Raw genomic sequence first — 12,146 nt, 5'->3', positions numbered from 1 at the left:
TTTTATACCTAAATAGATTAACCATGAAAACCGAGGAAAGAGAAAAACTGATTCAGGCTTATCTGGAGGCCTACAACGCCAAAGATGTGGAAGGGATGATGGAGGTTTTGGAAGACGACGTAGTATTCGAAAATTTTTCATCCGGAGAAAAAACTCATTCTCTTAATGGTAAAAAGGAATTCCAAACTCAGGCAAATGATGCTTTGGCTTATTTTTCCAGCAGAAAGCAGGAGATAAAATCAATGACCCATGAGAAAGAGAAGACAGAAATCAAAATTGACTATTGGGCTATAGCCGCAATGGATTTTCCGAATGGAATCAAAAAAGGGCAAGAACTTTCCCTTCAGGGAAAATCAGTTTTTGAGTTTGGGTCAAAAGGCATCACAAAAATTACAGACATAAGCTAAAACGCCCCGGATTTCTTAATCCGAGGCGTTTTTCGATCAATCTGCCAGTTCGTATTTCAATGTTCTTCCCTTTTCCACTGCAGGAAGTCCTTCGGTCATCCATAGAGGAGCAGGAGCTCCTTTGAGGTAATGATCAAAGAACTGACTGAGGCGGATGGAGAGGTCTTTTGCATTCTTTCGCTGGGTCAGATTGTGATCCTCACCATTGTATTGAAGCAGCCAAGCAGGCTTATTCAATCGCTTCATAGCCATGAACATTTCGATTCCCTGATACCATGGCACGGCACCATCTTGGTCGTTATGCATGATTAGAACAGGAGTTTGCACTCGATCCATCATGAACAGTGGGGAATTTTCCAGGTAATACATTGGCTTTTCCCAAAGGGTGCCACCGATTCTGGACTGAGTTTGCTCGTATTGGAACATACGGCTCATCCCTGTACCCCAGCGAATCCCTCCGTAGGCTGAGGTCATGTTGACTACCGGGGCGCCGGCTCCGGCAGCTTTGAACATGTTGGTCTGAGTGATCAGATATGCCACTTGGTAGCCTCCCCAACTTTGACCTTGGATGGCCATGTTTTCCGTATCCACCCCACCTTTGGCAATCACTGCCTGAACACCTGGAATAATACAATCATAGGCACTTGGTCCTGGAAGACCCAACTCGTATTTAATATCAGGCACGAAAACCAAATAATCATTGCTGACAAAGAATGGGATATTGATCGTGGATCGACTTGGTGCCGGAGCACGGTAATTGTGTAGACCGTCGCTATTACGCTCGTAGAAATACACCATCATTGGGTATTTCTTTGATCGGTCAAAGCCTTCCGGCTTGAACAGGAGTCCCTGAAGAGGCGTGCCATCATTAGCCAAATAGTCCACCAATTCCACAGAACCCCACTTGATTCCCGCCTGCTGTGGATTGAGGTTGGAAACCTTGTTTAGATTTTTGAAAGATAGATCAGTCAGGTATAAATCAGGATTTTCCTGGTAGGTAGAACGGCGAACCATCACCTGACTGGATTCTTTGGCCTTGGTCAAGCCATAGTATCGATGAGGAGTCATCAGCAGGGATTTTGGTGCGGATTTCCCATCATAAGTCGAAGTGTAAAACCCATTTTCCTTGGTCTTTTCATGAAAAGCAGAAAGGATCAAAGGCTCTTTGGAATCAATAAACTGCTCATCCGATTTCAACACTTCTCTTCTAAAAGTGATAAGATTGCTTCTACCCTGTCCCTGTGTGAGATTTACTGCTGCAGCTGGATTCTTAGGATCAATCTTCCAAATATCATATCGGTCATTGATCAAGATAGCAGCATCTTCTTCCAACCAACCCTCAGAACCGTAATTGCCAGGCAAAGAGGGAGAGTCATGCAATTCTTCGTAGAAAGGCACTGGAATGGAAGAGGTCAGGTTAATCTTGGCTTTGGAAGCCATATCAAATGCCACCCAAGCACTATCTCTTCCATCGTACCAGTAGACGTATTTACCCGCTGGGGAAATTCTTGGAAATCCAGAGGCATTCTTCTCAATCAGGGTTTGGGCCCCGGTTTTGAAATCCACCCAATACAAATCTCTCCCGATTTGGATATCCCAACTGTAGTTTCTTCTATAAGGAGAATCTGTCCAGGCCAAGGCAAAGTCCTTATTGATTTTGCTTTCCAAAATGACATTATCTACCTCCTGAGTAGCCAATTGAGTGACCTGGCTATTTTGAAGATCCAATACTGCAGTGTAAGTTTTCTTTTGTTCGATTGATTTATTCTTCAGCTGCATGGGCTGGATCTCCTCATCCTGCCATCCCCAAATATCCAGACTGACACGCTCTTCGTCCAGAATAGTGGTGTCACTTTCGTAAGCATATTCTTTGTAATCTTCTGCCACCCCAAAAAACAGTCGGGATTCATTTTCTGAAAACCGCACACTTCCATCTGGACTGATTCTTCCATTGGAAAATTTTAAAGCAGACTTCTCTACCTGAATTCCCAGATCTTTTTTCTTCAGGTCATATATAAATAAGGTGTGAAGTGGTTTTTTCGCTTTGAGTGAATCATCGGTAGCGATAAAGGAAAGGTAACCGGACTGAGGAGAAAAGACGAGATTACTATAAGTGGTCATCTTTTCGTGAACAAGAGTGCTTTGCCCGGAAGACAAGTCGAGCAAATAAACGGCAGCATTATCTTCCTTTTCCTCTTCAGCAAGAGTGTATTGAAGAAAATCTCCATTTGGTGCAAAACCAAAGGATTTCACTCTATCAAACTCCCAGGATTGGGTACCATCCAAAGATCTGACCAGAAGTTTGGTCCCGTCGGTCTTTTTTGGTTTTTCTTCCTTAGCTGTAGAATCAGCCTCATCTTTTTTCTTAACCTCTTCTTTTTCAAACTGAATTGCTATCCAGCTCCCTTTTTCGTTCGGAAGCGAATAGGATTTGACCCGAGCTAATTTTTCGATTTGTCCAGAGGCCAGATTCATGATGAACAGACTGTCTTTGGGCAAGTCATCCCCTTTCTTTTTCTGCAATTTCAGTACTTTAACGCTATCCTTTTGGGGTAAAATTTTCCCAACAGCAAAGGCATCGTCAGGTGAAAAATTGAACCCAGAAGCCCGATGAATGACTGTTTTTTTGCCAGGAGATGAGGTAGAAAAAATCTCCAACCTTCCATCTCCATCCTGAGGAGAAATCTGATAGCCTGCAAATTTTCCGTTTTTTGTGATTTTATCTGAAGATAAACTCTCCCAACCGTCGTAGTCGGAATGGTTGAGAGATCTTTTTTGCTGGGCAAATCCGCTTTGCCAGAGCAAAAAGAGGATCAAATAGATACTCAATCTTGGTTTTGTAATCATGGTATTCCTTTATTGATTTAGGGTAAATTCTCTTTCAAAATAACCTCCTCGGGTGGACGAAAGTTGGATTTTTCCTTTCACCTCCTCATTTCCCTTGACTTTGACTCGGAATGTGGCAGATTTCTGCTCGCCAACGCCTGTGTAGCCAGAATAGATGGTTTTATCGTACAGTTCAGGATTGATGATCTGAACTTTTGCCTCCTCGTAGCCCTTGGTGAGCTCCTTGTCAAAATTCAGGGAAACCCGGTCCTCTTTCACGATTTTGACCAACTTGGCCTGCTCTAGGGCTACTGGAAGTTTTCCAGAATTGGTCCACTTCAGCGTGATTTCAAACTCCCCATCCCCTACTTTTTGAACATTCAAATCCGTGATGTTCAGCTGAGGCAATCGCTTGGCCATGGCCAGATTAAACAAAGCCTGTTTTTTAGCCCAGTCTTCCAGTTGCCAAGGCGGGCCGTTTTGCCCAAAAAACTTGGGATGAAATCCTCCGATTTCCACCTCCCCAAGCTGGGGATGAGTAAAAGGAGTCCAGACTTTAAAGCCTTTGCTTCCATTTGCCTCATCATCCCACATCAGCCCATCGTAATCGTCATAAATTCCATCCCCGTCGTAGTCTTTCATGGCGCCATTATTCCATAGCTCATCCCCATACCAAATGCTTCCATAATAGAAATAGCCAAAATCAGGTCCATGACCGAAAAGTGGCTCAGGCTTCAGTGGGTCACCTGTCATGGAATTGACTTTATATCTTGTAGCATAGGTTTCATACACATCACCTGCCCAAGGATAGGCCGTGTAGGAAAGTCCCAACTGATCCATTTCCTTATAAATAGCCAAATCCTCCGGATACATCCGCTCCTCACTTTTGGAGGTTGACGGAGGTCTGAGATGCATAGGCACGCGGGTATCCATAGAATTAACCACAGAGATATTCGGATGGCTGAGCACCCAAAGGGCCGTGGAGCGGGTTTCCACCTCACTCAAGGGGTATTCACCTGCCCCAAACTGGGTGTATCCTCTGCCGGTCAAATCTCCACCGGTATTTGGACGCCAGTTTTCCGGGTAGTTTCTGTGCAAATCAAGCCCTCCTACACCATCTTCATTGAAGCTTCCATCCCCATCATTATCGATTCCTTCAGTGTAAACCAAGTAATCACCTTTTCCAGGGAAAGTCCTTTTCATGAGTCTTCCTTTAGGATCTCTGGGATCAATGATGAAATTGGCTTTTTCCTTTTCCTCCGGAGTTACCGCCTTTTTTCTTATCTGATAAATAATCCCATCTCCATCCAAATCCTCTTCAGGATCTTCATCAACCAGCCCATCCCGATCGGTATCGTTGGGTTTCACCGTACTTCTGTTTCTCTGTTCGGTGAAAAGGTACATGTTAGACCCGTCCGGATTGTTTTGAGGCCTTAGATAAATGGCTTTGGTGTCGATCAGTTGGGTGATTTCCGGATCTTTCCCATAATTCTCGATCAGATGCTGAGTCAGCCATAAAATGGATTCACTGGAGGTAATCTCCCCCGAATGGCGTCCACCCTCAAAATATGCAGCCGGCTTGTCTGTATCTTTTCCTGTCTTTTTATTAGAAAGCGTCATTTGATAAATGGGCCGGCCTTCAAAGGAATGTTCGATGATATACAAATCCACAATATCCGGGTACTGCGCCGCCCACTTCTCATACCAGTGATACATGACATCCACCGTATGGTACTTGTCAAAAGTCAGCTTGTCTCCCGGGGTGTATTCCACCTCAGGAAATACCTGCTTTTTAAAGAAAGAGGGGCCATGGCGCTCGCCAGAGACAGTATAAAATTTGGATTTTTCATTTTTCTCAGGAAAAGGTTTTTCATTTTGAAAAGACCTCACCTGACTGAAGGTAACTCCACTAAGAAGGAGAAGTGTTGCGGTGATAGGTAGATTTGGTCTCATGCTGAATCTAGATGTTCAGCTAAAAATAAGGGTCTTCATTGAAGGGAAACCAACCGCTCAAAAAAAAGAACAAGCTCTAAAAAATGCCAGATCGCCATTTATTCCATCCGTAATGGAAACTTTGGCTGTCAATTGTTTAACAATGAATCATTTATTGATTGTCAATTCAAAAAGTGCGGGAGCATATTCCTGATAGCCGGGAACGGGCTTGCAGTCCGGCATTTTACGAATCATGTGATCCAGTCTTTCTTTAAGGCCCTTATCCACTTCACTTAGCACTTCGAATCCAGATATTCTTCCCCGCGCATCTACTTGTAGGATTACTTTCACTTCTTCCAAACTTTGGGACTTCTTCGTTCTGAAAAGGAAGGGCGAATAGCTATCAATCATATCCAGCGTGTACTCTGGCCAAGCCCAATGAGAATTAAGGTTTTTGGCCATATTTTCTTCTACTACCGTGAGGTCACTGTAGCTCAAATCATCTTTGGAGGAAGGCATTCCTGAGAAGGAATTATTCTCAATCCTACTGATTTCTAAGTGATTATATTTCACCGGAAGAGGATTTACCGCAAGATACTCAGGAGTCTGCTGGGCAATGGCAGCCTGGTTTTCATAAGGAAGTCCAAAAAGAACTACGAAAACCGAGAAGAATATTGATCGAAATTGAGATTTCATATTAGATCCGAATGTGAATCAAAAATACAGAAAATAAATTTTTAAATGCAAAAAAATGTATTTCAAAAAAAATTATTTCAATAAAAAAGTCTTGCCAGCAGCAAGACCCTTTTCAGAATATAAACCCAAATATAACTTTAGAGATAAAAGTTTTCTTTTCAAAGATGATTTCTTCTGAAGATTGATTGTTTTCGATTCATTTTAAAATAAGAATTGAAAAAAACCAAATTTTTGACTGAAGTAAACCAGCAAGGCCAAAGTAAAGGGTTTTTCGATTTAATTACAAATTGAAAAATAAATTTTGCTATATTTTGAACAATCTCTAATTTACAGCGAGATTCATTATAAATCATCTAAATCCTCCCTCAGAAAATGGATAAAATTTTAGATATCGACAACATCGACCTAAAGATTATTTCTCTTCTCAATGAAGACGCGAAGACTCCCTACACCGAAATTGCCAAAAAAGTCTTTGTGTCCTCGGGTACTGTTCATGTCCGCATGAAGAAATTGGAGGATATGGGTGTAGTGAAAAGCGCAACACTAAATATCGATTTTTCCAAATTAGGCTATGACATCTCTGCTTTTTTGGGCATTTACCTACAGAGAAGTTCTTTATATGATAATGTAATCGAAAATCTTCAGGAGATTCCTGAGGTAGTTCGTGCTTATTATACTACAGGCAACTATTCCATTTTTGCCAAAATTATCTGCCGGGATACCAACCATCTCAGATTAGTGTTGGATAGTATTCAAAAGGTCGATGGAATTGACCGCACGGAGACATTAATAGTACTCGAAGAAAGTATCAATAGACCCATTCAGTTTTTTACCAAGGAGAAGTAATCCTATTTAGATTAAATCCAGATAAATAAAATTATACAATTGAACAAGGAATGGTAGAATTACCCTTCCTTATTTTTTTAATTTTCTTTTATGAAAAAACCTTATTTTGAAAGGAATGAGGGCTTTTTGGAAATAAAAACTCTATATCCCATAGATTTTTATGATGACAGTGAACAATATTTTTTGCCGAGATGTTGTACCTTCGCAATCAAAATGTAATTAGTCTAAATAACTCAGCAGCATGAGCAAAGACAATCAGATTTTAGAAGAACTCACCTCCAAAGAATATGAACATGGCTGGTCGGTCAATTTTGAAGCCGATGAAGCCCCTGCAGGACTCAATGAGGGTATCATTCGATGGATCTCTGCAAAAAAAGAAGAACCTGAATGGCTTTTGGAATGGAGATTAAAGGCATTTAAGACCTGGCAGTCCATGAAAGAGCCCGAATGGGCCAATGTTCATTATCCCAAGGTAGATTTTCAGGCACTTAAATATTACTCTGCACCCAAGCAGACCAAAAAGCCAAAATCTCTTGATGAAATAGATCCGGAATTGTTGGCTATTTATGAGCGATTGGGTATTTCTCTGAACGAGCAAAAAAGGCTTCAGGGAATAGCTGTAGATGCTGTTTTGGACTCCGTATCTGTTGCTACCACATTCAAAGGTACCCTAGCAAAACTTGGGATTGTTTTCTGTTCTTTCAGTGAGGCTGTAAAAGAACACCCAGAACTCGTGAAAAAATACTTGGGTTCGGTAGTCCCAATGACCGACAATTACTACGCGGCTTTGAACTCTGCCGTATTCTCTGATGGATCTTTCTGCTACATCCCAAAAGGAGTGAGATGTCCAATGGAGCTTTCCACTTATTTCCGAATTAATGCCGCCAACACCGGACAGTTTGAAAGAACCCTAATCGTGGCGGAAGATGAGTCGTACGTTTCCTATTTGGAAGGTTGTACTGCCCCGCAGCGGGATGAAAACCAACTTCACGCAGCAGTAGTAGAAATCTACGCCGGCGCTCATGCTGAGGTAAAATATTCTACCGTTCAAAACTGGTTCCCAGGAGATAAAGAAGGCAAAGGAGGAATTTACAACTTCGTAACAAAACGAGGTATCTGCGCAGGAGATCATTCCAAAATCTCCTGGACTCAAGTAGAAACCGGTTCTGCCGTGACTTGGAAATATCCTTCTTGTATCCTGAAAGGGGATTATTCCATCGGGGAGTTTTACTCTGTAGCTGTTACGAACAATTATCAGCAGGCAGATACGGGAACCAAAATGATTCATATTGGCAAAAACACCAAGTCAAGAATCGTCTCCAAAGGTATTTCTGCAGGTAAATCACAAAACTCTTACCGTGGACAAGTCCAGGTAATGAAGCGTGCAGATAATGCCCGAAATTTCTCCCAATGTGATTCTTTGCTTATGGGTGACCAATGCGGCGCTCACACTTTCCCATACATTGATATAAACAACTCTTCTGCTCAGGTAGAGCATGAAGCCACCACCTCCAAAATCGGAGAGGATCAGATCTTCTATTGCAATCAGCGAGGAATCGCTACCGAAGATGCTGTGGCTCTGATCGTCAATGGGTATGCAAAAGAAGTTTTGAATCAGCTGCCAATGGAGTTTGCAGTAGAAGCACAAAAGCTCCTAGCATTGACTCTGGAAGGCTCAGTGGGATAATCCAATTGCAAAATTGGAACATTGAAAAATTGAAAAATATCTAATCATGCTAAGTATAAAAAATCTACATGCCTCTGTAGAAGGCACTCCTATTCTCCGAGGAATCAATTTGGAAGTTAAAGCTGGTGAGGTTCATGCCATCATGGGTCCCAATGGATCAGGAAAATCCACCCTGGCCTCAGTATTGGCAGGAAGAGAGGAATATGAGGTTACTGAGGGAGAAGTTATTTTCCAAGGAAAAGAATTGCTGGAAATGGCTCCCGAAGACAGAGCAAGAGAAGGGGTATTCCTTGCTTTCCAATATCCTGTGGAAATTCCGGGGGTATCTTCGACCAATTTCCTCAGGACTGCCCTGAATCAAGTAAGAGAATACCGTGGACAGGAGCCTTTGGACGCGGTGAAATTCCTGACCTTGATGAAAGAGAAAATGAAACTGGTCGAAATTGACCAGAAATTGCTCAGCCGTTCATTGAATGAAGGTTTCTCAGGTGGTGAGAAGAAAAGAAACGAGATTTTCCAAATGGCCATGCTGGAGCCAACCCTTTCTATTTTGGATGAGACCGACTCAGGATTGGATATCGATGCATTGCGAATCGTCTCCAATGGAGTAAACAAATTGAAGTCCGATAAGACTGCCACTATCGTGGTGACACACTACCAGAGACTTCTCGATTATATAGTTCCTGATTTTGTACATGTATTGTATAAAGGAAGAATTGTAAAATCTGGAACCAAAGACCTTGCCCTCGAGCTGGAAGAAAAAGGGTACGACTGGATCAAAGAAGAAGTAGATTCCGCTACTGCGGTCTAAACCCAAAAAACTACCATCATGAGTACCTTGACAAAACAAGATACATTTCAATCGCTTTTGGATTCAGCTTCCTCCTCTTTTGCCCCTATCAGAACTCAGGCAAAAGAAACTTACCTGACTCAGGGGCTACCTGCTTTGAAGGAAGAGGAATATAAGTTTACTTCCATCGCGAAGAAGCTGGAAAGCAAAATCCAGGAGTTTAAATCTGCTCTTCCATTTGCAGTGTCCAAAGAAGACATCGAATCCGTTTTATTTGAAGGATTTGATGGGGATGTTTTGGTTTTCTCCAATGGAAAATACCTGCCTGAGCTATCCACCTCACCAGAAGGAATCACGGTATCTTCCCTATCTCAAGCTGAAAACACTCCTTTGGGAAGCATTGCAAAGCCGGAAAAAGACGCTTTTTCTGCATTGAATCTGGCCTCATTTTCAGATGGGCTTTTCATCAGTGTCCCAAAGAAACAAAAAGTCGAAAAGCCTATCCTTCTGATTTCGTTTAATCAAGCCAACTCAGGACAGGTGATTCAGCCAAGAGTTTGGATTGAAGCTGGAGATTTTTCTGAGGTTACTTTCATCGACCACAGTATTTCCCAAACAGAAGATCCTTATTTCGTGAACAAGGTAGTAGAGATCAAAGGTGGACTTAATTCCCATGTCAACTACTATCGTTTGCAAAACGAAAGCAAGAATGCAATCGAAGTCAGCAATATCCACACAGACATTTTTCAGGATTCCAGATTTACTTCTGTTAACCTTTCCCTTTCCGGAGATATGGTCAGAAACAATCTGACTTTAAATCTTTTGGGAAGCAATTCGGAAGGAAACATGTATGGAGTCTATCTCCTGAATGGAAAAACTCACGTGGACAACCACACCAATGTGGACCATACCATTCCTCATGCTGAGTCCAATGAGCTTTACAAAGGCATTTTAGCAGACCAAAGCCGGGGAGTATTCAATGGAAAAATCTTCGTTAGACAGGACGCGCAAAAAACCAACGCATTCCAGCAAAACAACAATATTTTGCTTTCTGAAGACGCCATTGTCAATACCAAGCCTCAGCTGGAAATTTGGGCAGATGACGTCAAATGCTCCCACGGATGTACAGTGGGCCAGTTGGACGAAGAAGCTCTTTTTTATCTGAAAGCCAGAGGAATCGACAAAAACACAGCTACAGGGTTGCTTTTGTATGCTTTCGCAGGGGAGGTTTTGGAAAAAATTGAAGAGGAAAGCTTCCGTTCCTATGCCATTTCCTTGATACAGGAGAGGCTGGGAAGCAAATTCTAAATCCATGAGCTTAAATATTCAATCGATCAGGGGTTTGTTTCCTGTACTTCACCAAGAAGTGCATGGCAAACCCTTGATTTATTTTGACAATGCGGCTACCACTCAAAAGCCGCAGTCTGTATTGGATTCCCTGACCAACTATTACGAGCACGACAATTCGAATATTCACCGCGGAGCTCATGCCTTGGCTGATCGGGCAACCAGGTATTATGAAAATACCCGCGAGACCGTTCAGAAATTTATCAACGCGAAGGAATCTGCCGAAATAATTTTCACCAAAGGAACCACTGAGAGCATCAACCTGGTTGCTCAGACTTTTGGAAGAAAATTTATCGGAAAAGGAGATGAAATCTTAATTTCCACACTCGAGCATCACTCGAACATTGTTCCGTGGCAGATGCTCTGTGAAGAAAAGGGAGCGATCCTGAAAGTCATCCCAATTACAGATTCGGGAGAAGTGATTTGGGAAGAGTTTGAAAAATTGATTACTCCAAAAACCAAGCTCGTGAGCGTCGTACACGCTTCCAATGCTTTGGGCACCATCAATCCTGTCAAAAAAATAATTGAAGCAGCACATGCAGTGGGCGCAAAAGTCCTTCTGGATGGAGCTCAGTCTACTTCGCATCTTGAGGTGAATGTGCAGGACTTGGACTGTGATTTTTTGGCGTTTTCCGCACATAAATTATACGGACCTACCGGATTGGGAATATTGTATGGAAAAAGGGAAGTATTGGAAGCCATGCCGCCTTTTCTGGGAGGTGGAGAAATGATCAAGGAGGTCAGTTTTGAGAAAACGACCTACAATGATATTCCTTTCAAATTCGAGGCCGGAACTCCAAACATAGCGGACGTTATCGCTTTCAAAACCTCCCTGGATTTCATCCAAAGCCTGAAAAAATCCCGAATCAAAGCCCACGAAGATGAGCTTTTGGCTTACGCCAACGAACTGATGCTACCGATCAAAGGTTTTATCCCCGTCGGTACAGCTGAGGAAAAAGTTTCCGTCTTGTCTTTCAATATCAATGGAATGCATCCTTTTGATGTTGGGCAAATGCTCGACGCAAGAGGGATTGCAGTTCGGACTGGACATCATTGCACACAGCCTTTGATGAAACGACTGGGATTGGAGGGAACTGTTCGGGCTTCTTTTGCAGTTTACAATACCAAATCAGAGATTGAATCTCTGGCAGAAGGTGTAGAACGAATCGCGAGACTGAAAAACAAATGAGCATTCAAGAAATTCAAGAGGAAATCGTATCCGAATTTGAGGTATTGGGAGATGATCGGGAATCCACCATCTTCTATATCATGGAATTGGGCGGATCGCTTGATGCTTTTCCGGAATCCGAGAGAAAAGAGGAAAATATCATTAAAGGCTGTCAGTCCAAAGTTTGGTTGATTGCTGATGAAGTAGATGGAAAAGTCCACTATCAGGCAGATTCCAACACGGATATTACCAAGGGATTAATTTCGCTTTTGATCCGGGTACTGGATAAGCAAAAGCCTGAGGCTATTTTGAATGCAAATCTTGATTTTATTGATCGGATCGGAATGGGAAATATCATTGGCAGCCAGCGGTCCAACGGACTGGCATCAATGATCAAACAAATGAAACTTTACGCTTTGGCCTTTCAATCCAAGCAAAATGCCTGAT

At 42.4% G+C, this 12,146-nt stretch carries 10 protein-coding genes; 7 read left to right on the top strand and 3 right to left on the bottom strand.

The window, feature by feature from the left end; genetic code table 11:
* The first annotated feature begins 23 nt into the window (after nt 1–23).
* Nucleotides 24–407, top strand: coding sequence for a nuclear transport factor 2 family protein (locus tag AAA938_RS12490; RefSeq protein WP_338229069.1), 384 nt, complete (start codon nt 24–26; stop codon nt 405–407).
* A gap of 36 nt (nt 408–443) precedes the next feature.
* Here the strand turns inward: AAA938_RS12490 and AAA938_RS12485 are convergent, their stop codons facing one another.
* The 3 genes from AAA938_RS12485 to AAA938_RS12475 all read right to left on the bottom strand — a co-directional run bounded on the left by AAA938_RS12485 (nt 444) and on the right by AAA938_RS12475 (nt 5,861).
* Nucleotides 444–3,254, bottom strand: coding sequence for a S9 family peptidase (locus tag AAA938_RS12485; protein ID WP_338229068.1), 2,811 nt, complete (start codon nt 3,252–3,254; stop codon nt 444–446).
* 9 nt (nt 3,255–3,263) lie between these two features.
* Nucleotides 3,264–5,186 carry a M14 family metallopeptidase gene (locus AAA938_RS12480; RefSeq protein WP_338229067.1) on the bottom strand — a complete coding sequence of 641 codons (1,923 nt, stop codon included), beginning with the start codon at nt 5,184–5,186 and terminating at the stop codon, nt 3,264–3,266.
* A 147-nt stretch (nt 5,187–5,333) separates the two neighbouring features.
* Nucleotides 5,334–5,861, bottom strand: coding sequence for a hypothetical protein (locus tag AAA938_RS12475; protein WP_338229066.1), 528 nt, complete (start codon nt 5,859–5,861; stop codon nt 5,334–5,336).
* Nucleotides 5,862–6,233: 372 nt separating this feature from the next.
* On the opposite strand from AAA938_RS12475, the gene AAA938_RS12470 reads away from it, so the two are divergent.
* The 6 genes from AAA938_RS12470 to AAA938_RS12445 all read left to right on the top strand — a co-directional run bounded on the left by AAA938_RS12470 (nt 6,234) and on the right by AAA938_RS12445 (nt 12,145).
* Nucleotides 6,234–6,707, top strand: coding sequence for an Lrp/AsnC ligand binding domain-containing protein (locus AAA938_RS12470; RefSeq protein ID WP_338229065.1), 474 nt, complete (start codon nt 6,234–6,236; stop codon nt 6,705–6,707).
* 241 nt (nt 6,708–6,948) lie between these two features.
* Nucleotides 6,949–8,394 (top strand): Fe-S cluster assembly protein SufB, encoded by a 1,446-nt coding sequence (gene sufB, locus AAA938_RS12465; protein WP_338229064.1) that lies wholly within the window; start codon nt 6,949–6,951, stop codon nt 8,392–8,394.
* 46 nt (nt 8,395–8,440) lie between these two features.
* Nucleotides 8,441–9,205: a Fe-S cluster assembly ATPase SufC gene (gene sufC, locus AAA938_RS12460; RefSeq protein ID WP_338229063.1), complete on the top strand. Its 765-nt coding sequence runs from the start codon at nt 8,441–8,443 to the stop codon at nt 9,203–9,205.
* Between the two features lie 18 nt (nt 9,206–9,223).
* A complete protein-coding gene (gene sufD / locus AAA938_RS12455) occupies nt 9,224–10,492 on the top strand; it encodes a Fe-S cluster assembly protein SufD (RefSeq protein WP_338229062.1) in 1,269 nt (422 codons plus the stop codon).
* A gap of 4 nt (nt 10,493–10,496) precedes the next feature.
* Nucleotides 10,497–11,720, top strand: coding sequence for a SufS family cysteine desulfurase (locus tag AAA938_RS12450; RefSeq protein ID WP_338229061.1), 1,224 nt, complete (start codon nt 10,497–10,499; stop codon nt 11,718–11,720).
* Nucleotides 11,717–12,145 (top strand): SufE family protein, encoded by a 429-nt coding sequence (locus AAA938_RS12445; RefSeq protein ID WP_338229060.1) that lies wholly within the window; start codon nt 11,717–11,719, stop codon nt 12,143–12,145. Before AAA938_RS12450 ends, AAA938_RS12445 begins: the two co-directional genes overlap by 4 nt.
* Nucleotide 12,146 lies beyond the last annotated feature (1 nt).

This window comes from Algoriphagus taiwanensis (assembly GCF_036245645.1).
In the GTDB taxonomy this organism is placed as follows: domain Bacteria; phylum Bacteroidota; class Bacteroidia; order Cytophagales; family Cyclobacteriaceae; genus Algoriphagus; species Algoriphagus taiwanensis.
Note: the sequence above shows the minus strand (reverse complement) of the source record. Positions and strands in the feature narration are given on the sequence as shown.

Excerpts from the sequence above, each read along its gene's own strand:
- AAA938_RS12475 (WP_338229066.1), bottom strand. The coding sequence starts at position 5,861 with ATGAAATCTCAATTTCGATCAATATTCTTCTCGGTTTTCGTAGTTCTT.
- sufB (WP_338229064.1), top strand. The coding sequence starts at position 6,949 with ATGAGCAAAGACAATCAGATTTTAGAAGAACTCACCTCCAAAGAATAT.
- AAA938_RS12445 (WP_338229060.1), top strand. The coding sequence starts at position 11,717 with ATGAGCATTCAAGAAATTCAAGAGGAAATCGTATCCGAATTTGAGGTA.
- sufC (WP_338229063.1), top strand. The coding sequence starts at position 8,441 with ATGCTAAGTATAAAAAATCTACATGCCTCTGTAGAAGGCACTCCTATT.
- AAA938_RS12485 (WP_338229068.1), bottom strand. The coding sequence starts at position 3,254 with ATGATTACAAAACCAAGATTGAGTATCTATTTGATCCTCTTTTTGCTC.
- AAA938_RS12450 (WP_338229061.1), top strand. The coding sequence starts at position 10,497 with ATGAGCTTAAATATTCAATCGATCAGGGGTTTGTTTCCTGTACTTCAC.
- AAA938_RS12490 (WP_338229069.1), top strand. The coding sequence starts at position 24 with ATGAAAACCGAGGAAAGAGAAAAACTGATTCAGGCTTATCTGGAGGCC.
- AAA938_RS12480 (WP_338229067.1), bottom strand. The coding sequence starts at position 5,186 with ATGAGACCAAATCTACCTATCACCGCAACACTTCTCCTTCTTAGTGGA.
- sufD (WP_338229062.1), top strand. The coding sequence starts at position 9,224 with ATGAGTACCTTGACAAAACAAGATACATTTCAATCGCTTTTGGATTCA.
- AAA938_RS12470 (WP_338229065.1), top strand. The coding sequence starts at position 6,234 with ATGGATAAAATTTTAGATATCGACAACATCGACCTAAAGATTATTTCT.